Below are 23,838 nucleotides of genomic sequence, written 5' to 3' on the forward strand. Positions count from 1 at the left end.
CAAAACCATGCGATTTCTGAAACTCCTTTGCTTGACCTTTCTGAGTTTTCCGGCCCTCGCCCAGCAGCAGCAGGTGGACATCTGCGTGTACGGCGGCACCTCGGGGGGCGTCATGGCGGCCTACACCGCCCGGATGATGGGCAAATCCGTCCTCCTGATCGAACCCGGGCGGCACCTCGGCGGCATGAGTTCCGGCGGGCTGGGCTATACCGACATCGGCAACAAATACGCCATCAGCGGCCTGGCGCTGGATTTTTACCGGCGCATCGGGCGGCATTACGGCCGGTTTGAGCAGTGGACCTTTGAGCCGAAAGTCGCCGAAGCTCTGTTCAACGATTACGTGAAACGGGCCGGGGTACCGGTCGTGTACGAACGGCGGGTCATCGGGGTGAAGAAGGCCGGGCCGGCCATTCAGGACATTACGCTTGAAAACTCCGCCCGCCCGGGTTCGACGGCCCTGACGGTTCGGGCCAGCATATTTATTGACTGCTCCTACGAAGGCGACCTGATGGCGAAAGCCGGCGTCTCCTACGCGGTGGGCCGCGAAGACAACCGCCAGTACAACGAAACCTACAACGGCGTGCAGCTCATGACGGGCCACCAGCTCCCCGACGGCATCGACCCCTACCGAACGCCGGGGAATCCCGAAAGCGGGCTGCTCTGGGGCGTCAGTGCCGAAAAACTCCTGCCTGCCGGCTCGGGCGACCGAAAGGTGCAGGCCTATAATTACCGCATCTGTTTGACCCGCAACCCCGCCAACCGCATTCCGATCACCCGCCCGGCCGACTATGACTCGACCCGGTATGAACTGCTGATCCGGCTGATCGAGAAAAAGCCCTGGAAAACGCTGAACGACGGCTTTATCTGGAGCCTCATGCCCAACGACAAAACCGACATCAATAACCGCAACGGCTTCTCGACGGACATGATCGGTATGAACTGGGACTACCCGGAGGCCTCCTACCAGCGCCGGGAAGAAATCATCCGGCAGCACGAGAGCTACACCAAAGGGCTGCTTTATTTCGTCGGGCACGACGCCCGGGTGCCGCAGGCCGTGCGGGAGCAGATGCAGCAGTGGGGCTACCCGAAAGACGAATACACCGACAACGGCCACTGGTCCCCGCAGCTGTACGTCCGGGAGGCCCGTCGGATGATCGGCGCTTACGTCATGACGCAGGCCAACTGCCAGGGCCGGGAGGTCGTGGAGGACGCCGTCGGGATGGCCGCCTATACCATGGATTCACATAATATTCAGCGCATTGTCATCGAGAAGGACGGCGTGCGGATGGCGAAGAACGAAGGCAACGTGGAGATCGGCGGGTTTCCGCCCTATCCGATCGCCTACCGCTCGCTGACGCCGAAAGCCGCCGAGTGTACGAACCTGCTCGTGCCGGTCTGCCTCTCGGCCACGCACATCGCCTACGGGTCGATCCGGATGGAGCCGGTGTTCATGGTGCTGGGGCAGTCGTCGGCCGTAGCGGCCGCGATGGCGATTGACGGCAAAACCGGGGTGCAGAACGTGGATGTGAAAAAACTTCAGGCCCGGCTGCGCGACAATCCGCTGGCCGACGGCAGCGCCCCCGATGTGCTGGTAGACAACGATAACCGGGAAGCCGTGACTCTGACCGGCAACTGGCAGACCGAAAAGAAGGGCGGCTACGGCCCCTCGCTGCTGATCGACGAGCGCCCGGGCGAGGGAGCGAAAACGGCGGTCTTCACCCCGAATCTGACGCGGGCCGGCCGGTATTCGGTATATACCTATTTCCCGCGTCTGAAAAACGAGACCTCCGTGACCCATTTTACGGTTTTCGACGGCAGGCAGGCGAAGGAGGTGCCCATCCGCACGGCCGAGGTGGTGGTACAGGGCCAGACCTCCGGGGAGTGGGTGTCGCTGGGTACCTATGACCTGCCGCAGGGCCGGAAAGCCTCGGTGACGGTGTCCGGTAAAGAGGCCGACGGAGTCGTGGTGGCCGATGCGGTGCTATTTGTACCGGCTGGAAAATAAGGCGGTTTTTAAAATGATTGAGTAAAGAAAGTCGAATATACTCTTTTATCGTGAGATATTACTTAATTTTACTCTCATGATATTAGACTTATTCTCTCTTCAGGGTAAAGTTGCCCTGGTGACCGGCGTCAAACGCGGCATCGGCCGGGCTATGGCGACCGCGCTGGCCGAAGCCGGAGCCGACATCATCGGCGTGTCGGCCACTCTCGAACCCGGCAGTGAGGTGGAAGCCGCCGTAACGGCGCTGGGGCGGAAATTCTACCCTTTCCCGGTCGATTTTACGGAGCGGACGGCCTTGTATACGTTCCTCGAAACCGTCCGCAGCGAATGTCCGCCCGTGGATATTCTGATCAACAATGCGGGCAACATCCGGCGCAAACCGGCCGCCGAACACCCGGACGAATACTGGGACGAAATCATCGAGATCAACCTCAATGCCCAGTTCGTGCTGAGCCGGGAGATCGGGGCGGAGATGCTGGCGCGTGAGGTCGGCTATAATCGGAAAATCATCTTTACGGCCTCGCTGCTGACGTTTCAGGGCGGGGTCAACGTGCCGGGGTATGCAGCCAGCAAGGGTGCCGTCGGGTCGCTGACGAAAGCCCTCGCGAACGAGTGGGCGGGGCGGGGCATCAACGTCAACGCCATTGCTCCGGGCTATATCGCCACCGACAATACCGCGGCCCTGCGGGCCGATGCCGACCGTAACCCGGCTATTCTGGCCCGCATTCCGGCCGGCCGCTGGGGAGAGGCCGACGATTTGAAAGGGGCCGCCGTCTACCTGGCTTCAGCCGCTTCCGATTACGTTCACGGAACCATCCTGACCGTCGACGGGGGCTGGATGGGGCGATAACCGGCTTAACCCGAAACACTCCGGACGGTTTTGGAGTTAAACGCTGAAACAAACCTCACCAGCGTAATGGAAAATAACGAAAGAAACGTGATCGGGAATCACGATCGGAACAGCGAACGACACGATCAGAATAACGAACGATTCGATCCGCAGGCGCGGGACCCGGAATATTACTCACGTGATCCATATCAGCACGGCACTTCAGACTTCGGCGCACCGAGCGAAGGCGTCGGGGCCGGTCAGTTCCATTCGGTTGCCCCGAAGGATCAGGGCGACGAAGCCCGTGAAACCAGCGCCGATAAGGATCTGCATAACGTCGATCACGAATACGAAGGCCGCCCGGACAGCCTCGGTACGACCGAGGAATGGGACGTCGATCCGAACGTAATCGCCAAAGACCGCCGGGATGCGGCCCGCCAGCCGGAAAGCGTCGACAGCGGTCTGCCGAGCAGCGTGGAAGGCATCCCCGACAACCCGTCCGACGAGGCCCTGTTCGTCCGGAAAGACGCTACTTTTCTGGAAGAAGGGGACGACCCGGGTGCCGGCTACGACCCGCATAAGGTAGGTTATGACGACAAAGACAAGGAATAGAAGATCCCCCATACATACCGAGCGGCCCGCCCTTCCCGGCGGGCCGCTCGTTTTTTATCCAAAATAGTTGGCGTATCCCGCCGGGTTTTCTAATATTGCTACGTTGTAACCCCGACTGAGGGCGATACTGAACCCAACTATTTTCTTTCTGTATGCATATCCCTGTCAAAATGCTGGCACGCGTCGCGCTGCTGGCTCTTACGCTCAACATGGCCGGCACTCCGTCGGCCGATGCCTTCAAACCGAAGAAGGCCAAATGGATGAAACTGTTCGACGGCAAATCCTTCACCGGATGGCATAACTACCTGAAACCAAATCAGAACGTTTCCGACAAGTGGAAGATTGAAGACGGCGCCATCGTACTCGACGGCCGGGGCGGTGGTGACCTGGTGACCGACAAGGAATACGGTAACTTCGAACTGGAACTGGAATGGAAGATCTCCGAGGGCGGCAACAGCGGGATTATGTACCACGTGCATGAAGACCCCAAATTCCGAGCTACCTACGCGACCGGCCCCGAAGTGCAGGTCCTCGACAACGAACGCCACCCTGATGCCAAGGCCGGCCGCAACAACAACCGCACCGCCGGTTCGCTCTACGACATGCTGCCGCCCTCCGACCTGTCGGCCCACAAACCCGCCGGAGAGTGGAACAAGGTGCGGATCGTGGTCAATAACGGCAAAGCCGAGCATTATCTGAACGGAAAAAAGATCGTCGAATACCCGACGAGCGGGCCGGAATGGGATAAAATGGTGAGCGAAAGCAAGTTCAAGGGGTGGGAAGGCTTCGGTAAATACAACACCGGCCACATCGCCCTCCAGGACCACGGCGACAAGGTGTGGTACCGGAATATTCGAATCAGAGAACTTTAAAATAATTGGATGATTGAATGATTGAATGGTTGAATGAAGCTCCGCAATGCAGAAAATGGCAGCGTAACATTCAACCATTCAATCATTCAATCATTCAACAATTCCTAACTTCATGACCTCTCCTTCCCGCCGTTCGGCCCTGAAATCCCTGGCCGGCACTGCCCTGACCGTTTCTGCCCTCGACTCTTTTGCGGCTCGTATGGACGCTATGGAACAAAATACGCCCCCGGCCCTGAAAGGCCGCATCCGACACGCCGTATGCCGCTGGTGCTACGGTAAAATCCCCCTGGAGGATTTCTGCAAGGCCGCCAAGGAAATGGGCATTCAGGGCATCGACCTGACCGGCCCGGCCGAATGGCCCGTCCTGAAGAAATACGGTCTGGAATGCTCGATGGCCCAGGGGGCCGGCAAAGGCATCAACGACGGCTTCAACGACCCGAAGTTTCATGATGAACTGGTCGCCAGCTACGAGGCCATCTTCCCGAAGCTGAAGGACGCGGGCATCAAAAACGTGATCTGCTTCTCCGGCAACCGGCGCGGCATGTCTGACGAACAGGGCATGAAAAACTGCGCCGTCGGGCTGAAGCGCCTGATGAGCAGCGCCGAGAAACACGGCGTTACCATGATCATGGAACTGCTCAACAGCAAGGTCGACCACAAGGATTACATGTGCGACCATACCGCCTGGGGCGCCGAACTCTGCAAGATGGTCGGCTCGGAAAACCTCAAGCTGCTGTATGACATTTACCATATGCAGATCATGGAGGGCGACATCATCCGGACCCTGAAGGCCAACACCCAGTACATCGGACACTACCACACGGGCGGCAACCCGGGCCGGAACGAGATCGACGACTCGCAGGAGATCTTCTACCCGGCCGTCATGAAAGCCATCCTCGATACCGGATACAAAGGCTTCGTGGCTCAGGAGTTTATCCCGAAACGCGACCCGCTGACCTCTTTAAAGGAAGGCGTGCTGATCTGCGACGTTTAATTTAAAACGACGGTGCCGCCGGTTTACGCCCGGGATTTCCCTTGAGCGCAGATCGGCGGCACCGTCGTTTGTTTACTGTCCGGGCGGTTTCTTACCGGATGTAGGAGATATACCGTTTCGGCTCATTCACCGGCGGGGCTGCGATTTGCACCTGCCGGATGACCTTCTGCTTCCCGGCCGCGATGATGAAGCGGTATTTCCCCGGCCCCAGTTCCTTCAGATCGAATTTACGCCAGAACCTCGACTCCTTCCGGCTCAGCGATTCTTCGTACAGCACGTTGTTCCGCTCGTCCTTTAGCTTGATGCTGACCACCTTAGGCGCATAAACATCCACGAACAGGTTGATCCGGTCTTTCAGGTCCGGTACCATGCCGACCGCAAAGAAAGCATCGGCTGCGGTCGAATCGTCTGTTCCGTTGGGATTGGCCTGGGCGTGGGAAGTCAGCGCCAGAACGCCGGCCAGAAGCGTGATGAGTAGTTGGTTGGCAATCGTTTTCATGATTTTTCCGCCGGTGCGGTGGTGTTTGATTTTGATTCAAAGGTCCGCGTTTTTGACATATTAGAAAAGCGAATTATTTTTGTCGAAATCATGAATAATATTCATCATGGAGATCCGGCATTTACAGATGGTCAGAGAGGTGGCCGCCTGCGGTAACCTGACCCGGGCCGCCGACCGGCTGTTCCTGACCCAATCGGCCCTGAGCCACCAGTTGAAGGAAATCGAGGGCTATTTCAACACCCAACTGTTCATTCGGGACAAAAAGCAGATGCTGCTGACCGAAGCGGGCGCGGTGGTGCTAGAAGCCGCCGAGAAGATTCTGGAGGTGGTGGCCGACACGCGGGCGAAGGTCAAGGCTCTGACCGACCAGGACGCCGGCGAGGTCCGGCTCTGCACCGAATGCTACACGTCCTACCACTGGCTGTCGGGTTTCCTGAAGTCTTTCCGGGACGTGCATCCGAGGGTGGATGTCCGGATCGACATCGAAGCGACCCATTTTGCCGGGCAGCACCTGCTGGAAAACAAGATCGACGTCGCCATCACGGAAGACAACGAGAACCCGAAGTTCAGCTACACCCCGCTGTTTCAGGACGAGTTCATGGCCGTCGTGGCGCCCGACCATGCCTGGGCCGGCCGGCCGTGGGTGGAATACGCCGACTTTGACGGGCAGAACTACATCATGTACAACATCCCGGACGAAGAAAGTACCATCTTCAGTACGATCTTCAAAAACCGCCGTCCGCAGAAAGTCTATAAAATGACTCTGACCGAAGCCATTCTGGAGATGGTCAAGGCCGGTATGGGCGTGGCCGTGCTGCCGAACTGGGTGATCAGCCCTTATCTGAAATCCGGGGAACTGGCGGCCGTTCCGCTCACCCGGAACCGCTGGCTGCGGACCTGGTATGCGGCCTCGCTGAAAAACAGACAATTGCCGGCCTATACGTCTGCCTTCATCGATAAACTGGCCTGCTATATGCGCTCGCTCGACGGTTATGCAGTCGCCGGCCTGAGTTGAAAGGCCCGAACTTTACCTTCTGAAAGCCGGTTTCCCGAATACTATGCATTTTAACTGCCCTCGCTGTGTCTTCCGCTCCTGATTCCGCCCCGCTGCCCCGGCGGCTGGGTTTATTGCAGGCTACCGCCCTGAATATGATCGATATGGTCGGGATCGGCCCGTTCGTCGTCCTGCCGATGGTCATTCATACGATCGGCGGTCCGCATTTCATCTGGGCCTGGATTCTGGGGGCGGTCATTTCGCTCATCGACGCGCTGATCTGGTCGGAACTGGGGGCGGCTTACCCTCTGGCGGGCGGCAGTTACAACTTCCTGAAGATCGCTTACGGCGAGCAGCGCTGGGGCCGGATGCTCTCTTTCCTGTACGTCTGGCAGACGCTGATTCAGGCTCCGCTGGTGGTGGCTTCCGGGGCCATCGGCTTTGCGCAGTATGCGTCCTACCTGATGCCGCTGGGCGATTGGGAACGCAAGGCGGTTTCGGGGGGCGTGGTCATTCTGATCACCCTGCTGCTTTACCGCAAGATCGACTCCATCGGCAACATCAGCCTGCTGCTCTGGGTCTGTGTGCTGGCGACGCTGGGCTGGATCATCTGGGGCGGTCTGACCCGCGGTCAGCAACCAATCTCGCTGAGTTTACCGGCCGGGGAGTCGCTGACGGGCCTGCTGGGCGCCGGTCTGGGGGCGGCTTCCGTCAAAACCATCTACTGTTACCTCGGCTATTACAACGTCTGTCACCTCGGCGGGGAGATCCGGAACCCGGAGCGGAACATTCCGGTCAGTATGCTCATTTCGGTCGTCGGAATTGCGGTGCTGTATCTGTCGATGAACTGGAGTGTGGTGCGGGTCATTCCGTGGCAGGAAGCGCAGAACAGCGAGTTCATCGTCAGCGCGGTCATCGAGCGGCTGTATGGCCCGCAGGCGGCTTCGGTGGCGACGTTCATGGTGCTGATCGTGGCCTTTTCCTCCCTTTTCGCGGTATTGCTCGGGTATTCGCGCGTGCCGTATGCCGCGGCCGCCGACGGTCAGTTTTTCCGGATTTTCGCCAGGCTGCATCCCACCCGGCAGTTTCCTTACGTTTCGCTGCTGTTTCTGGGCGGTCTGGGTTTCGGATTCAGCCTGCTGTTCCGGCTTTCGGACGTCATCACGGGCATTCTGGCGATGCGGATCGTGGTGCAGTTCATCGGGCAGGCCGTGGGGCTGATCCTGCTGCATCAACGCAAAAAAGCCGTTTCCTTCCCGTTCCGGATGCCGCTCTATCCGCTGCCGGTTCTGATCGCCATCGCCATCTGGGCTTTCATTTTCGTTTCCACCGGCTGGTCGTTCATGCTCTCGGGCATGGCCGTCATCATGCTGGGCGTCATCGCCTTCCTGATCACCGCCCGCATCCGGAAACAATGGCCGTTCGCGCCGGCCGACGAGCCGGTCATGCCGCTGGCTGATCCGAAGTCGTAGCGACGCGCCCCCGCCAGTATTCCCGGCTGTAGACCCGCCGGAAGGGCCAGTTTTTCATTTGCAGCGCAAAAGGCATGTAGGCGTGGGCGTCTTTCGGCGCACTTTCGAAATACAGCTCGTCGTCGGTCAGGACGAGTCCTTCATACTGGTCGTATTTTTTGCGGGTCAGGTCCGCAAAGGGCAGTTCTTCCACCAGTCCGCCTTCCGGGTCTTTCAGCTTGTCCCGCAGCATCTGCCCGCCCGGGCTGCGCTCGATCCGGCGGGGCTGGGGCTGATAGTCGCCCCGGGCCACCGACAGCGCGTATTCGAGGTAGCGTTTCAGCGTCTTCGGCCCTTCGTTGGCGGTATTTTCGACGGCCATCTGTTCGGGATAGATGCTGGTCACCACGTAGACCCGTTCGCGGGCGCGGGTGACGGCCACGTTCAGCCGGTTTTCGCCCCCTTTGGTGTTCAGGCTTCCGAACTGGGCCGACAGCCGGCCGCGGGAGTCGGGCGCGTAGCCGACCGAGAAAATGATCACGTCCCGCTCGTCGCCCTGCACGTTTTCGATGTTCTTGACAAACAGCGTCTCCTCCGCCGACGGGCGCTCCGCGGCTTTCGCCGAGGGCAGGGTTTCCAGCAATTCCTGAATGAGCTGCTGCTGCGGAAAGTTGAACGTCACTACCCCGACGGAGCGCCCCGGCATTTCCTCCGCCAGCGCCCCGATCAGCTCGACCACCGCCCGGGCCTCGGTATCGTTGGTGTTGTTTTCCCAGGTACCCTTGACGTTCAGATACCGGATGGCCGGCTCCCGGCGGTTCAGCTGGTGGAAATCCGGCAGCAGGTGCAGGGAATTTTTGTAGAAAGTCCGGTTCGAGAAATCGATCAGGTCGATGGAACGGCTCCGGTAATGGCCGCGCAGCTGCGTCTGCGGCAGATAGTGCGTCGCCAGATCGAGCAGGGATTCCACCTCCAGTTCGGCCGGGGTATCCTCCTGCGGCTCAGGTTCGAAGCGGATGCGGTAAAGGTCGCTGGGCTGAAGCTGGCGGCTGTCGCCGGTAATCACTACCTGCCGGGCGCGGAAGATGGACGGGATGCCGTTCTCGGAGAAACACTGCGAGGCTTCATCGAAAATCACGAGGTCGAACAGTTCCTTCACCATCGGGAAAATGGCCGACACCGACTCGGGCGAGGCCATCCAGCATGGAACCAGCCGAAACACCTCTTCCGAATGCTGTTCCATAAGCTTCCGGATGGGCCAGACATTCCGCTTTTTGGTCACCTGGTGGTTCAGTTCGCGGTAGGTAGTCAGGTTATTCAGCCGGTTATAGACCAGGTTGCGGTAGGTCTGCTCGCGCAGTTTGACCAGCAGGATTTCGCGGCTCAGCGTCTGCTTCTTCCGGACGCTCTCCTGCAGGCTGGTTTCCAGCTGGCTGATCTTCAGGGAGGAAACGCCCCGCAGGATCGGCTTCCGGGCCTCGATATGCTCGATCCAGGCCAGGTGCAGACTGTTCAGGAAACCGCTTTCGGCTTCGGCCGCCCCGTCGGTTTCCCGCGTGAGGGTGCTCAGGCGGTCGAGCACGGTGCGTTCGGCTTCGGAAAAGCTCTCTTTCAGCCGGTCGGCTTCGATGAGCAGGTCGATGTCCCGGTCGATGGTCTGCGCCAACCGCCCGGCCAAAGCCGGTTCCTGCCAGAGCCGGGTGATCTGTGATTCGCCCAGAAACTGGCGCCAGCGGCCGGTCTGCCCGGAAACGCTGCGACCCAGTTCCAGCAGCCGGCGCAGCGTCCGGTCGAAGGCCGCGCTGGTTTCCAGCGTCGGTTCGGGCAGCCGGGTTAGCCAGGAGATGGATTCCATCCGACGGAACAGTTCGACGGTCTGCCGGGCCAGCCGGGCAGTATGCACCGCGTTGTCGGCCATGACCGGCTCCCCTGTTTTCTGCTCCGCCGACTGCCGCAGCAGTTCGAACCGGATCCGGCGCCGGACTTTTTCCAGCAGCACGGGCAGGGTTTCGTCGGTCAGCGGCAGGCCGTTGGCGGCTGCGGTCTGCTGAAGTTCGGCCTTCTCCTTCCCGAACCAGGACCAGAGCGTCCGGCCGATCAGCGAGGAGCGGGTTTCGATGGCTTTTTCAATCTGCCGGGCCAGGTTCGGAAGCGCCGACACCGGGGCGGCTTTTTCGATTCCGGACCCACTCAGACAGTCCCGGAATTCTTCTTCGGCCTTCTCCCAGTCGGCGGGTTCGGTCGGGCGCAGGGGGTGGGCCGGATTTTTCATCACGCGCCGGAGCCATTGCCAGCGTTGTTCCGGCAGGGCGGGGTCGGCCGCGTGTCCGGTTTCGGAGCGGGGGTTTTCCAGTAGTTCAAGCAGGGTGGTCAGTTCCCATTCGTCTTCCTGAAGGGCCTGCCAGTCGGTAAGGGTGTAGGGGTGCCGGGTCAGGGCCTCGGCTTCTTCCGATACCGAACGGACAAAACCGGGCGCTTCCGTCAGCATCCGTTTCAGCTCCGGCAGCCGGGTGAGCTGAAAACCGGCGAAGGAGGGCCGGTCAGGCGCCTGGCGTTCGTTCCAGGGGTGATCGGGGCCAAGTCGGTTTTCGTAGGCGGTATATTCCCGGAGACGGCGCAGGAAGTCGTTGATCAGGTCCGGACGGAACTGCCGGTACACATCGGTCAGGTCGACGGCAGGGGCGGCCGGGTCGCTGCTCAGGTAAAGCTGTTTGATGGACACGCCCGCTTCCGTTTCGTCGAAGAGGGCTTCCTTGAAGTTCTGAAGTTCTTTCAGCGTCTGATCGATCCGGCGGCTTTCCTGGTCGAAGGCACGTTCCAGCAGGATCGTGTCGAGGCCGTTATTCTGTTTGCGGTATTCCTCCACCTGCTCGATCTGGTCGGCAATCTGTTGGTAGAGCGTTTTGCGGTCGTTCTTGAAGTCGTGGACCAGGGCCGAGAACGGCTGCATCCCCACCTGCCGGAGCCGTTCGTATACGACGTCGAGGGCAGCCCGTTTCTGGCAGACCAGCAGTACTTTTTTTCCCTGGGCGGCAAAGTCGGCCATGAGGTTGCCGATCAGCTGCGATTTTCCGGTACCCGGCGGCCCCTGCACGACCATCGACTCCCCGGCTTTGACACGCCGGATGGCCTCTTCCTGCGAGGCATCGATGGGCAGCGGGGTGTGCAGGTTCTCTTCCCGAATCACCGCCGGCGGGCCCGCCGGCAGGGGAGACAGCCCGAAGGGCAGCATCCGATCGTCTTCGGGTTCCGCTTCATCCGACGGATTACCGGTATTTTCCAGCAGGATTTCATAATCCGGTACGAGGTAGGAGCCGGCCTGGGGAAAGATGCCCAGCACGGCTTCCGGAAACAGCTTCAGTTCGCCGTTGCGTTCCAGCTGGTCCAGATCGGTTTTCTTCAGCCGGTTAAACCACTGTAGCTGGTCGGTGAAGAGATCCTGATTGAAATTGATTTCTAAGGGGCTGGTTTTCAGCCATTCGTACAGCTGGGTCCGGAAAACGGTGGCGTCCCTGTCGAATTCGTCCAGCGTTTGTTCCAGCACCTCGTCGGCCAGCCGGACCTGGTTGTAGTAAGCGTAGGCCATCAGGAAGCTGCGGTTGAGCGTGATCGGCTCGTCGGCCCGGCGGACCAGCACCCAGCGGGTGCCCTGCTGCTCCAGATGCACCGGAAAAAAGGCCAGCGGGCCGTGCAGGGGCGTGCCGTCGGCCAGCTTGCCGCGAAAGAACGGGTAGCCGACGTACAGGTCTTCGGCTCCCCGTTCCTCCTCGATAAACCGCTCGGTCCGGGCGATTTTCCGCAGTTTCCGGCTCACCTCGTTCACTTTTTCCATCCGGGGGTCGAGCACGTCGCAGAGCGGAATGGTCGGTCGGCGGGCGATCAGCTGGCGGACCAGCTCGAACGAGGGCGTATTGTTCAGAAAATCAAGTTCATGCAGGTCAATAAACTGTTCGGCGGGCAGAGTCGTCAGCAAAAGCGACCGGTTACGGCTGCTGAGGTTGGTCAGGCGGCCGAGGTACGCTTTGAGAACTTTCCTGGAAATGTGCATAGGGAGCGAAGATAGGAAAGATAGAAACACGGTTGGCCCGTGTTTCCGTCTACACCTGAACTTCCTCCGGTTTTTCCTTCTTCTTTTCCGGGATCAGCCAGGAGGCCAATACACTAACGCCCAGAATGGTAAGAATGACATACAGCGAGTAAACCGTCTCGAAGCCGATCTTTTCAAGCCAGGAGTGCAGCAGCATTTTCAGACCGATGAAGGTCAGCAGGACGGCCAGCCCCACCTTCAGGAAGCGGAACTTGCTCATGATGCTCGACAGGAAGAAGAACATCGATCGCAGCCCCATGATGGCGAACACATTCGAGAAAAAGACGATGTACGGGTCTTTCGTGATCGAGAAAATGGCCGGAATCGAGTCGACGGCGAACACCAGGTCCGTGAAGGCCACCACGATCACCACGATGAACAGGGGCGTCACGAACAGCTTGCCGTCGGTTTTCCGGCGGACGAAGAAGTGGTCGATGACATTGCGCCGGTAAACGTTCAGGTATTTGGCCGTAAACTTCACGACGGGGTGATTTTTCGGCTCCATCTGCTTGTCGTCGTCCTTCTCGAAAAAGAGGTTGACGCCCGTATAGACCAGGAAGGCGCCGAAAAGGTAGATGATCCAGTCGAACCGCTGGAGCAGGGCCGACCCCACGAAGATGAAAATGAATCGGAGAACGATGGCCCCGAGAATTCCCCAGACCAGGATCTTCTTGTAGAACTTCTGCCGGACTCCGAACGACGCGAAAATCATGATAAACACGAAAATGTTGTCGGCCGAGAGGGAGTATTCCACCAGATAACCCGTGATGTATTCCAGCGCCATGTTGTTCTGGAAGATGGCCAGACTCCGCTCGAAGTTGCCCGGCACCAGATCGACCTGCGGAGCATACCGGCTGCGAACCTCCTCCAGGTGCGCCATGTCCACGATGCCGTGGATAAGATACCCGTAATTTTTAATGAAAAAATAGAAGGCGATGGACAGGGCGACCCAGACGGCGCTCCAGATACCGGCTTCCTTAAAACTGACGACGTGACTCTTCTGCTTCGTGAAAGCGCCGAGGTCCAGGGCCATCACCAGCAGGACAAATACCGCAAAGCAGGCGAAAAATATGGTTTCGTAACTCATAATCAGTGCGAACATCTTCCGGGCGGCCATGCCCGGGTTATAACGAAAGGAATCAGGTGGATGAAAAACTGGAGATCCGGACACGGCCGCCCGGATTAAAAAAGCGCAATATAGCTCTATTCTCCTAACAGCTTGTTACACCGGTTGATTCCAATCAGTATACTTCCGGGGAAAGGATTTGTTTTAAGGAAAAATAAAAGGGGCCGAAGCCCCTCTTTTGCGGTATGAACGGATCAATCAATTCGTTACTTGGCCGATTTGACCGTAATCTCGAACGCCAGCGGTGAATACGGCGGCACGATATACAGTCCTTTGGCCTGGTCGTAGCTGCCCTGCATCCCGTACCCGACCGACGACGGGAAGGTCAATACCGCCTTGTCGCCGACGTTCAGGTTCCGCAGCCCTTCGCTGAAACCGGTGATGTACTGGCCGGTGGCCAGATTCACGACGAGCGAGTCGCTCTTGTCGAAGGGCGTCGTGCCGCGCAGCAGGTTGGCTGTATAGGCGACCGTCACGGTCTGGCCGGCCTGTACTTTCGGGCCGGTGCCTTTGGTCAGGCGGTAGATGCGGATACCGGAGTTGGTCTTGAAGTCATAGGCCGGCAGTTTCTTGATCGAAGCGTAGTCTTCGAGCTGCTCGTCTTCGGTACGGGAGCGTTTCAGCACGACGTCGAAAATCACCGGGCTGTAGGCCGGCATCTTGCCGTTGCGGGTGTCGTTGCCGAAAGCAATATCGGAAATCATGAAGAAGGTGCCGCGCTGGCCTTCCTTCATCAGCAGCAGCGCCTGTTGCAGACCCGCAACGACCACACCGTTCAGGAAGGGCAGATACACCGGCTTGGCGTCGGTGGCGCTGTCGATTTTTATGGCTTTATTACCGTCGATGTAGGATAAGGTATACGTAAACTCCACTTCCTCGCCGAGGGTGGCTCCATGAGCGGAGGCCGCGGCCGGCGGAGTAATGATGTAATGCATCCCATAGCCTGTTGAAGTGACCTTGTCGAGAAGCTGATTGGCCGTCAGATAATCCTTGATTTGCTGCTCGTTCCGGGCGGCCTGTCCTTCACTGGGATCCTCCGTATTTTTCATACAGGAAGCCAGTCCGATAAGAGCCAGAAACGCAATTACGAAATTGAGATGTTTACTTACCATTGTATTTAGTTAAGAAATAGATTTTCAGCACCCGGACGGAGTAAGCCGGCGTACTTTTCTCCAATGACCCCTCTGCCCGGAAAACCGTTGCAATTTACAACAAAATTACGGGATCATCTGCCCCTGCCCTTCCGGGAGTGCGCGGAAAACGCTGTCAGGTAATTGATTAGCGGATAGGGCGTTGCGAAGCTGAAGGATCGGCTCGTCCTCCCCGTCGTCGGCCAGCGGGAAGGTGCCGTAATGGATGGCGACGCTCTGCTGCGAACGTACCTCCTGATGAATCTTTACGGCCTCGGCCGGGGAGCAGTGAATGGGCGCCATGAACCATTCCGGCCTGAAGGCGCCGATGGGAACCAGCGAGAGCCGCATGGGACCGTATTTCTCACCGGTGGCTTTGAAAAAGGAACCGTAGCCGGTATCGCCCACGAAATAGAGCTTTCCGGCCACCTGGCTGTCGATGACGAAGCCGCACCAGAGGGTCGCGTTCCGGTCGAAGAGGCCCCGGCCCGAAAAATGCTGCGCCGGAACGCAGTGAATGGCGGTGCCCGGTCGGTAGGTCAGGGTCTGGCTCCAGTCCATCTCGGAGACGTTACGGCAGCCCTTTTGTTCCAGAAAGGCCCGGACCCCCAGCGGGCAGTACACCTTCGGCTCATCGCGCCGGCACAGGTTCCGGAAGGTTTCGATATCGAGGTGGTCCCAGTGGTTATGACTGAGCAGGATGATGTCGATTTTCGGCAGGTCGTCGAAGCGGATGCCGGGCGGCCGGTTCCGTTTCGGCCCGGCCCACTGCACGGGGCTGGTGCGGTCGTACCAGACCGGGTCGGTCAGGACGTTGAGCCCGTCGAACTGAAGCAAAACGGTGGAATGGTTGACAAACGTCACGCGGAGGTCCCGCCCGTCGACGCGCTTCGGCGGGGCAGGTCCGGGCGGCACATCGTGGAACGCTCCCCAAGGCTTTTTCTCCCGGTCGGACAACATCCAGGTGATAACCTCCCGGAAGCCTTTTGCATTGATGCCGTTGTAGTTATTGAATTGTTTTCCGTCGAAATGGTCGGTGACCGGGCCGCGGTAGGAGGGAGCGGAGAAGAGATATCCCAGCAGAGCGCCGACCAGCGCCGTCAGGGCAATAATAATCAGAATACCCAGCAGCACCTTGACGATAATCGGCATAAAGAAAGAAGTTTGGGAGTTGATCGATTTTTAAATCGATCAACTCCCAAACTTACAACTTATCTCTTCAACTTACGGCAACAGCACCCGGTCGATCTTGTGCACGACGCCGTTGGTCGCCAGAATGTTGGCTTTAGTGACGGCGGCTGCCGTGGTGATGCCCGGACTCTTGACCGTCACGCCGTTGGCCGTGCTGACGGTCAGCTTGCCGGTACCGTAGGCCGTTACGTCACCGTTGGTCAGGTCGCTGGAGAAAATGCGTCCGGCTACGACGTGGTTCGCCAGAACGTTCGTCAGCGTAGCGATGGGGGCGGCATTGATGGCGGCCGCAGTGGCAAAACCGGCGGCCCGGAAGGCGGCATTGGTCGGAGCGAAAACCGTGTAGGGCGACGTGCCGGTCAGAACAGCGGTCAGAGCCGGGTTACCGGCGGCTACGCGGGTGGCGGCCGTGGCCAGCAGCGAGAGGCTGGTGTCGGCGGCTACGACCGCGACCAGACCACCGCCGTTTGCCGTCGGGGGCGGCATCAGCACCTGGTCGATGACGTGCATCACGCCGTTCGATACGGCCACATCGGCCGCGACGACTTTAGCACCGTTCACAAATACACCGCCGGCATTTTTGGTAACATATAACGGAACGGCCGTTCCGCTGACCGAAAGGTTGCTCTGAACGGCGGTATTGCTTCCGGACGGCAGGGCCGAGGAGGTCACCGTCGAGGGCAGTACGTGGTATTGAAGAATGGGGGTCAGCTGAGCAGCGGTCAGTGCGTTGACGGCGGCTGCGTCGGCGAAACCGGCCGCCCGGAAAGCCGCATCGTTCGGGGCAAAGATGGTCAGATTCGGATTTTTCAGGGCGTCGGTCAGGCCGGCCTTGATTACCGCTGCTTCCAGAATCGTAAAGTCATTGCTTCGAATCACATAGTCGGCGATGGTTTCCGGCTGGGCGGTGTTATCGTCGTCATCGTCGTCATTACAGCTGGTGGTGAAGGCAAGGAGGGCCGTTAAAGCCGCAAGGGTCAGCGCACGTGACCGCAGGAGGAATAAGTGCGGTTTGTTCATGGAATACATACAGGTTTATTGTTGAGATTAAAAAGTCGGGCGCGTGATTCAGGTTGTGTTATCTTTATGCCCGGCCAAGTTGAAGAACGGCTGTTCAGCGATTTTGTTTAAGAAGTCGTAACAAAGCCTTCAACAATTTGCCGTAATAGTATCAATTCCTTAAAAAACCTTTTCCCGACTCATGAAACAATCATTGCTGGCAGTGCTCCTCCTGGCCGCCCTCGGTTTTGTTGCACCGACCAAGAAAGTCAAGCTGTTCAACGGAAAAGATCTGACCGGCTGGAAAATTTACGGTACCGAAAAGTGGTATGTCGAAAACGGCGAACTGATCTGCGAGAGCGGCCCCGACAAAGGCTACGGCTATCTGGCTACCGACAAGTTTTACAAAAATTTCGATCTGACCCTGGAGTTCAAACAGGAGGCCAACGGCAACAGCGGGGTCTTCTTCCGCTCCACGATCGAAGGTACCAAAGTCAGCGGATGGCAGGTGGAGGTGGCTCCGCCGAACCATGACACCGGCGGTATTTATGAATCCTACGGCCGCGGCTGGCTGGTTCAGATCCCGGACGCCAAAGAAAATTTTCTCAAGGCGGAGCAGTGGAACAAGATGCGCATCCGGGTCGAAGGCGACCACGTGCAGACCTGGCTCAACGGCCAGTCGATGGTGGACCTGAAAGATGAAAAGATCGGCAAGGGCGACGGTTCGGTGGCTCTGCAGATCCACGACGGCGGGGGCATCCGGGTCCGCTGGCGGAACCTGGTTCTGAAAGAAATCTAAGAGACGCATTTTCATCCGGATTCCGGGCCGGTTCACTCCGGAAAAACCGGTTTTAGTCGATTCTGAACGGGCTTTCGTCGGAAACGGCTCCCGGACGGCGGGCATGACGGATAGCTTTGAATCACCAAACGGTTCGCAGGCTATCCGTCATGAAACTCGTTCTCCTCCTATCCGCACTTCTGCTTCCGGCTTTCGGCCGGGCCCAAACCACTCTGACCGGCCAGGTCACCGACCGCAGGGGTAACGCCCTGCCGGGCGCCAACGTCTACATTAAAGGTACTTACGACGGCGTCAACACCGATTCGACCGGCCACTTCCGGTTTCAGACCGAACAGCGGGATACGGCCACCGTCGCCGTCAGCTTCATCGGGTACGAACCCCATCAGCAAAAAATCCGGCTCGACCAGCCGGCCCTCCAGCTGACCTTCCGGCTGGAGGAGGCCGCCAATCTGCTCAACACCGTCGTCATCACTGCCGGAACCTTCGAGGCCAGCGACGAAAAGCGGCTCACGGTGCTGAAACCGATGGATATTTATACCACGGCCGGGGGCGGGGCCGACATCAACGCGGTGATGAACCTGCTGCCGGGTGCGTCGCGGGTGGGCGAGACGGAGGGCCTGTTCGTGCGGGGCGGCTCGGCGGGGGAGACCAAAACCCTCATCGACGGAATGGTGGTCCAGAACCCGTTCTTCGCGAGCGGGCCGGACATTGCAGCCCGAAACCGCTTCCCGGCTTTTCTGTTCCGGGGCACGGCTTTCAGCACGGGCGGCTACTCGGCCCAGTACGGGCAGGCCCTGTCGAGCGTGCTGCTGCTCAATACCACCGACAAAACCGGCGTCAACAACGGGATGAACATCAACGCCAACCTCGCCGGGGTGGCGGTGTCGGGCTATGTGAAGGACAAGCTGATCGTCGGGGCGCAATACACCAACCTCCGGCCGTTTATCGGACTGACGAAGATGAACGTCCGCTGGCTGCACCCCGCCGAGGCCGTCGGCGGGTCGGTCATCTACAAAGGGGAGGTCGGCAGGAACGGCCTTTTCAAGAACTATACCACTTATGGCGACAGCTATACCGCCATGGAGTTCCGGGATTTTACGTCCGATTACCGCCCGGTGGCCTACAAAGTCCGGAACCGGAATTTCTTCACGACCAACACCTACCAGACCTCCTGGGCCGAGGGGGCCTGGAAACTACAGACCGGGGCTTCCTACAGCTACAACCGCGACCGCATCGGGATCGACACGACCGACGTGGAACGGACCGACGAGCGCCTTCAGGGCCGGGTGATCCTGTCACGCATGGTGTCGAAAGACGTCACCGTGATGGCGGGCGGGGAACTGCACGGCTACCAGTATGAGAACCGATACGGCTCCCGGCAACAGACGCTGACCGACGTCTATTCGGCGGTTTTCACGGAGGCCGAGGTCTATGTCAGCCGGAAACTGGCCGTTCGGCTTGGGTTTCGGGGAGAGGGCAGTTCGCTGATCGGGCGGTTCAACGTGGCGCCCCGGCTGTCGATGGCCTACAAGACGGGTGCCTACGGGCAGGTTTCGCTGGCCGCCGGGCAGTTTTTCCAGACGCCGGACAACAAATATCTGCTGACGAACCGCTCATTGGGCTTCGAACAGGCCCGGCACCTGATTCTGAACTACCAGGTCATCAGAAACGAACGCACCTTCCGCGTCGAGGGCTATTTCAAGAAGTACCTGAACCTGGTGCGGGAGCGGGCGGCCGGGCGGTTCGACCCGAATCCGTACCGGTATCCCGGCAGTTCGACCGACAACGGCGGCCACGGCTACGCGCAGGGCATCGACCTGTTCTGGCGCGACCGGAAATCCTTCAAAAATATCGACTACTGGGTGTCGTACTCGTATCTGGATACGAAGCGGGTGTTCGCCAACTATCCCGTGAAGACGATGCCGACCTTTGCCTCGACCCACACGGCCTCCTTCGTCTACAAGCATTACGTCTCCTTCCTGAAGTCGAACCTCGGGGCTTCCTGGGCCGTCGCGAGCGGGCGGCCCTACTATAATCCGCAGAGCGAAACCTTCCTGACCGACCGGACAAAACCTTTCAGCAGTCTGGCCCTGAGTGCCAGTTACATCACCACGATCAAACGAAACTTCTTCGTCATCTACGCCAGTCTGGACAATGTGCTGGGGACGCGCAACATCTACGGCTACCGGTATTCGCCCGACGGTTCGCGGAAGTATCCGATCATTCCGCCTTCCTACCGCACGTTCTTCATCGGTGTCAGCATGAACATCGGCCGGAATCTGGCGGTACCGGAGGAGGCAAAATAAACGGTCTGATTTTCAATAAATTATTTCTAATTTTTCAACCAATTAATTTGTCTGAAACCATGAAAAGAATCCTGCTTCTCCTGACCCTTGCCCTGACGGTGGGCGCCGGCGCCCGTGCGCAGAATGAAAAGTACGTGAAGGCGATGGAAGCCGCCATCGCCAAAGTGAAGTTCATGGCGCCTAAGGAAGAACTGCAGCAGCTGGCCGGGCAGTTCGAGCGCATCGGCAGCGCCGAAACCGGCGAGTGGCTGCCGGCCTATTGGGCGGCTTATACTTACGCCATTCTGTCGGTGAAGGAAACCGAAGCCGCCAAAAAAGACGCCTACCTCGACAAGGCGGGTGAATTGCTGAAGGCGGTTTCGAAGCAGCAGGCCGACAGTGACGAAACCATGGTGCTGGCGGCCCAGATTGCCGGCGCCCGCCTGTCGGTCGATCCTGAAAACCGCTGGCAGCAGTACGTGCCGGAATTCCAGGGTTATCTGGAGAAGGCCAAAGGGAAGAATCCCGACAATCCGAGGATTTATGCTTTGCAGGGACAATCGCTGTTTTACACGCCCGAGCAGTATGGGGGCGGCAAAACCGCGGCCTGCCCGATGCTGAAACAGGCCGCCGAAAAATTTGCTACCTTCAAACCGGCATCGACCATCCACCCCAACTGGGGCCAAGATACCAACCAGTACCTGCTCAGTCAGTGCAGCCAATGAAGTTAAGCAGAAAATCAGCGCGCCGAAGCGTATTCGACACCAACAATGCCCGGGACTGGGTGCTGGCCATCGGGGTCATGACCCTGATGGTCTACGGGCTCAGCGGGATCATTTATTTCACGCTGGAATTGATCCAGCCCAAAACCGAAGTCAAGGGCGTCACGCTGCTGGTGCTGGCCAGCAACCTGATCAACTCGGTTTCGGTGCTGCTGGCCTGTCTGCTGTTCAGCCGGTTTGCGCATCGTTTCCGGCCGGGCTGGCGGCAGCATCTGGTGTTGTCCGGCCTGCTGCTCGTGACCATGATGATCGTCAACAACCTGATCTGGCGAACCTGGCTGATCAAATACATCAATGTCGAGGACATACCGCGTTCCTCCCGGAATAACATCTCGATCTTGTACGTGCTGTCGCCGATTCTGGTCGGGAACGCCTTCTTTTACTTCCAGCAGAAGGCCCGCACCTTCACCCGGAAGATCACGGATCAGGAATACCAGCTGCTCCAGATGCAGCAGCAGAAAACCCGGGCGGAACTGGAAGCGCTCCAGGCCAAGATCAACCCGCATTTTCTATACAACGCCCTGAATTCCATCGCCAGCCTGGTGCACGACGACCCGGACCGGGCCGAGCGCATGGTGCTGCTGCTGTCGAAGCTGTTCCGGTATACGACCGGCCTGAAAAATCAGTATTTCAATTCGATCGCCAACGAACTGGAGATGGTCCGGACGTATCTGGACGTGGAGCAGGTTCGTTTCGGTGACCGGCTGAGTTACCGCATCGACCTCGCCGACCCGAAGCTGAACGAGGTTCAGATTCCGCAGTTTCTGCTTCAGCCGCTGGTCGAGAACGCCATCAAGCACGGTATTTCCAAAATTGCCGGGCCGGGCGCCATCATCGTCCGCATCACCGAGGAAGGCGGCAGGCTCCGTTTTCATATACATGACAACGGCCCGGCCTTCCCGGTCGAACTGGTGGCCGGCTACGGGTTGCAGAGCGTTCAGGACAAACTCCGGCTGCTGTACGGCGAGGAGGCCCGGATGCTGGTGCAGAACCAGCCGCTGAAGGAAGTGATCGTCGAACTGAAACCGGGTGCCCGGCCCGTACAGCCGGTCGTACCGGACCTCAAAACCGCCGGTGCCTGAGTGCCGAAGAACTGCCGGGACCTCAAACTCTATTTTCCAATGAAAGCATCGACCGAACGTAAAATCATACGCTGGCTGCACCTGATCGCCGGCATTCCCATTCTCGGCTACATCTACGGGCCGGTGGCCGGGATACCGGAAGCCGCCCTGATGGTGAAAGCCGTCATCATGCCGCTGGTCATTCTGTCCGGGCTGTGGCTGTGGAAGGGCCAGTGGGTCCGCAAATTCTTCGTAAAAGCCGGTTCGAACGCCCAGGGATCGCACCGCCGTCCGTTAAAACTGAAAGTCTGATGACGACTTCCCGATTTCCGCTCCGAACCCTGCTCGTCGACGACGAACCGCTGGCCCTCAGCCGTCTCCGGCGGCTTCTGGGCCGGTTTGAAGATACCTTCGAGATTGTGGGCGAGGCCGTCAACGGCCTGGAGGGCCTGAAGGCCGTGAGCGTCCTGGAGCCGGACATCGTATTTCTGGACATCGAAATGCCCGGCATGAACGGTTTCGAGATGCTGGCGAAACTGCCCTACCTGCCGATGGTGGTTTTTGCCACGGCCTATGACGACTACGCCGTCCGGGCGTTCGAAGAGAACTCCATCGACTACCTGCTGAAACCGGTCGAGCCGGAGCGGCTGGAAAAGACCGTCGATCGGATCCGGAAAACCCAATCGTCTCCGGCCGGTCCCGGCCCCGATCTGCGGCACGTACTGGAACTGCTGAAGCCGAAACGGGAACTCCATTCGATCAGTGTCCGGACGGGCGACCGTATCCTGCTTGTCCCGCTGGCCGAGGTCTCCTATTTTGAAGCCGAAGACAAATACGTCTTTCTGCATACGACCGACGGGCAGCAGTATCTGACCAGTTATACCATCAGCACCCTGGAGGAGAAACTGCCGGATACCTTCGTTCGCGTAAGCCGCTCGACGCTGCTCAATTCCAGGCACATCCGGGAGATCCAGAAGTATTTCAGCGGGAAATTTCTGGTGATCATGCGCGATAAAAAAGCGACGCAGCTCATCAGCGGAAGCGCCTTCAACGATAACCTCCGGGCGTTGCTTGAATTATGAATTTGAGGCCGTTCCAGCCTGATAAAGAGAATAGATGACTGAAAAAGGCGGAAAAGGTGCAAAGGCTGTGCGTTTTCGAAACGCTTCGCAGCCCGGCAGCCTTTTCTGCCTGTCCCCCTTTTGCCTGCCGCCTGCGTTTTTTTGAATCTTTAACATTTTCCTGTGAATGCTTATTGGGGTACTTTCAGTAACTTTGTGGTTCTAAAAAACTTAAAGTTTGTTAAAACCGATCCGGCTGAATGAAAGAACTCATTGACCTGAGCAATCTGCCCCGACACATAGCCGTTATTATGGACGGAAACGGACGCTGGGCCAAACGGCAGGGCGCTGCGCGGGTATTCGGCCACCGGAATGCCATCAAATCCGTCAGGGAAGTCACCGAAGGATGTGCGGAATTGGGCGTGAAGTATCTGACTCTCTATACATTTTCTACCGAAAACTGGGCTCGTCCCAAATACGAAATCGACGCTCTGATGCAGTTGCTGGTACACACCATCCGCTCGGAAATCCCGACGCTGATGGAAAACAACGTGCGTCTGTCGACCATCGGAAGCATCGATACGCTGCCGGGTGACTGCCGGTCGGAGCTGTCCGAAGCCATGCGGATGACCGAGCAAAACGACGGTCTGAACCTGATCCTGGCCCTGAGTTACAGCGGAAAATGGGACATCCTGGAAGCCACGCGCAAAATTGCCCGCCAGGTGGAACAGGGAACGCTGTCGCCCGATCAGATCGATGAGGAACTCTTCTCCCACTCACTGGCGACGGACGGCATCGACGATGTCGACCTGATGATCCGGACGGGTGGGGATCACCGGATCAGCAACTTTATGCTCTGGCAACTCGCTTATGCCGAGTTATATATCATTGAGAATGTACTCTGGCCCGATTTTCGCAAGCCCCATTTGTGGGAAGCCATTCTGGCCTATCAGAACCGTGAACGACGCTTTGGAAAGACCAGCGAGCAGCTGGTAAAGTAGTTGGCCCGAACGCTTTTTCGTTTTCCAGTCAGTTGGGTAACACATGAAATCAACTCCTAC

At 58.6% G+C, this 23,838-nt stretch carries 20 protein-coding genes; 14 read left to right on the plus strand and 6 right to left on the minus strand.

Going from position 1 to position 23,838, the window contains the following annotated elements:
• Nucleotides 1-7 precede the first annotated feature (7 nt).
• From DX909_RS22825 to DX909_RS22845, 5 genes are all read left to right on the plus strand, one after another.
• Nucleotides 8-2,005, plus strand: coding sequence for an FAD-dependent oxidoreductase (locus DX909_RS22825; RefSeq protein WP_128547546.1), 1,998 nt, complete (start codon nt 8-10; stop codon nt 2,003-2,005).
• A 76-nt stretch (nt 2,006-2,081) separates the two neighbouring features.
• Nucleotides 2,082-2,855, plus strand: coding sequence for an SDR family NAD(P)-dependent oxidoreductase (locus DX909_RS22830; RefSeq protein WP_128547547.1), 774 nt, complete (start codon nt 2,082-2,084; stop codon nt 2,853-2,855).
• A gap of 66 nt (nt 2,856-2,921) precedes the next feature.
• On the plus strand, nt 2,922-3,446 hold the full coding sequence (locus tag DX909_RS22835; protein ID WP_128547548.1) for a hypothetical protein: 525 nt from the start codon (nt 2,922-2,924) through the stop codon (nt 3,444-3,446).
• A 209-nt stretch (nt 3,447-3,655) separates the two neighbouring features.
• Nucleotides 3,656-4,318 carry a 3-keto-disaccharide hydrolase gene (locus tag DX909_RS22840; RefSeq protein ID WP_229311159.1) on the plus strand — a complete coding sequence of 221 codons (663 nt, stop codon included), beginning with the start codon at nt 3,656-3,658 and terminating at the stop codon, nt 4,316-4,318.
• Between the two features lie 112 nt (nt 4,319-4,430).
• Nucleotides 4,431-5,312, plus strand: coding sequence for a hydroxypyruvate isomerase family protein (locus DX909_RS22845; RefSeq protein ID WP_128547550.1), 882 nt, complete (start codon nt 4,431-4,433; stop codon nt 5,310-5,312).
• A gap of 91 nt (nt 5,313-5,403) precedes the next feature.
• Here the strand turns inward: DX909_RS22845 and DX909_RS22850 are convergent, their stop codons facing one another.
• On the minus strand, nt 5,404-5,811 hold the full coding sequence (locus tag DX909_RS22850) for a hypothetical protein (RefSeq protein ID WP_128547551.1): 408 nt from the start codon (nt 5,809-5,811) through the stop codon (nt 5,404-5,406).
• Between the two features lie 106 nt (nt 5,812-5,917).
• Between DX909_RS22850 and DX909_RS22855 the strand changes: the two genes are divergently transcribed.
• Both DX909_RS22855 and DX909_RS22860 read left to right on the plus strand, forming a co-directional pair.
• The gene (locus DX909_RS22855) at nt 5,918-6,826 is read left to right on the plus strand and encodes a LysR family transcriptional regulator (RefSeq protein WP_128547552.1); all 909 of its coding nucleotides are present in this window, start codon (nt 5,918-5,920) and stop codon (nt 6,824-6,826) included.
• Between the two features lie 65 nt (nt 6,827-6,891).
• On the plus strand, nt 6,892-8,277 hold the full coding sequence (locus DX909_RS22860; RefSeq protein WP_229311156.1) for an APC family permease: 1,386 nt from the start codon (nt 6,892-6,894) through the stop codon (nt 8,275-8,277).
• Here the strand turns inward: DX909_RS22860 and DX909_RS22865 are convergent.
• From DX909_RS22865 to DX909_RS22885, 5 genes are all read right to left on the minus strand, one after another.
• Nucleotides 8,249-12,304, minus strand: coding sequence for an AAA domain-containing protein (locus DX909_RS22865; RefSeq protein ID WP_128547553.1), 4,056 nt, complete (start codon nt 12,302-12,304; stop codon nt 8,249-8,251). The genes DX909_RS22860 and DX909_RS22865 overlap by 29 nt on opposite strands.
• Before the next feature lie 49 nt (nt 12,305-12,353).
• Nucleotides 12,354-13,433: a TerC/Alx family metal homeostasis membrane protein gene (locus DX909_RS22870; protein ID WP_128547618.1), complete on the minus strand. Its 1,080-nt coding sequence runs from the start codon at nt 13,431-13,433 to the stop codon at nt 12,354-12,356.
• A 242-nt stretch (nt 13,434-13,675) separates the two neighbouring features.
• Nucleotides 13,676-14,518, minus strand: a complete 843-nt coding sequence (locus tag DX909_RS22875) for an FKBP-type peptidyl-prolyl cis-trans isomerase (protein ID WP_164851376.1) — start codon at nt 14,516-14,518, stop codon at nt 13,676-13,678.
• A gap of 168 nt (nt 14,519-14,686) precedes the next feature.
• Nucleotides 14,687-15,751 (minus strand): MBL fold metallo-hydrolase, encoded by a 1,065-nt coding sequence (locus tag DX909_RS22880; protein WP_128547555.1) that lies wholly within the window; start codon nt 15,749-15,751, stop codon nt 14,687-14,689.
• Nucleotides 15,752-15,823: 72 nt separating this feature from the next.
• Nucleotides 15,824-16,810: a fasciclin domain-containing protein gene (locus tag DX909_RS22885; protein WP_128547556.1), complete on the minus strand. Its 987-nt coding sequence runs from the start codon at nt 16,808-16,810 to the stop codon at nt 15,824-15,826.
• A 181-nt stretch (nt 16,811-16,991) separates the two neighbouring features.
• On the opposite strand from DX909_RS22885, the gene DX909_RS22890 reads away from it, so the two are divergent.
• The 7 genes from DX909_RS22890 to uppS all read left to right on the plus strand — a co-directional run bounded on the left by DX909_RS22890 (nt 16,992) and on the right by uppS (nt 23,778).
• Complete coding sequence (locus DX909_RS22890; RefSeq protein ID WP_128547557.1) at nt 16,992-17,588, plus strand: 3-keto-disaccharide hydrolase; 597 nt, start codon at nt 16,992-16,994, stop codon at nt 17,586-17,588.
• 149 nt (nt 17,589-17,737) lie between these two features.
• Nucleotides 17,738-19,894 carry a TonB-dependent receptor gene (locus DX909_RS22895; RefSeq protein WP_128547558.1) on the plus strand — a complete coding sequence of 719 codons (2,157 nt, stop codon included), beginning with the start codon at nt 17,738-17,740 and terminating at the stop codon, nt 19,892-19,894.
• Between the two features lie 59 nt (nt 19,895-19,953).
• Complete coding sequence (locus DX909_RS22900) at nt 19,954-20,598, plus strand: hypothetical protein (protein ID WP_128547559.1); 645 nt, start codon at nt 19,954-19,956, stop codon at nt 20,596-20,598.
• A complete protein-coding gene (locus tag DX909_RS22905) occupies nt 20,595-21,737 on the plus strand; it encodes a sensor histidine kinase (protein ID WP_128547560.1) in 1,143 nt (380 codons plus the stop codon). The genes DX909_RS22900 and DX909_RS22905 overlap by 4 nt, the downstream gene beginning before the upstream one ends.
• A gap of 39 nt (nt 21,738-21,776) precedes the next feature.
• Nucleotides 21,777-22,028 (plus strand): hypothetical protein, encoded by a 252-nt coding sequence (locus tag DX909_RS22910; protein ID WP_128547561.1) that lies wholly within the window; start codon nt 21,777-21,779, stop codon nt 22,026-22,028.
• Nucleotides 22,028-22,798 (plus strand): LytR/AlgR family response regulator transcription factor, encoded by a 771-nt coding sequence (locus DX909_RS22915; RefSeq protein WP_128547562.1) that lies wholly within the window; start codon nt 22,028-22,030, stop codon nt 22,796-22,798. The genes DX909_RS22910 and DX909_RS22915 overlap by 1 nt, the downstream gene beginning before the upstream one ends.
• Nucleotides 22,799-23,037: 239 nt before the next feature.
• Nucleotides 23,038-23,778: an undecaprenyl pyrophosphate synthase gene (uppS, locus tag DX909_RS22920; protein WP_128547563.1), complete on the plus strand. Its 741-nt coding sequence runs from the start codon at nt 23,038-23,040 to the stop codon at nt 23,776-23,778.
• The last annotated feature ends 60 nt before the right edge of the window (nt 23,779-23,838 follow it).

The organism is Larkinella soli, assembly GCF_003703975.1.
Taxonomy (GTDB): domain Bacteria; phylum Bacteroidota; class Bacteroidia; order Cytophagales; family Spirosomataceae; genus Larkinella; species Larkinella soli.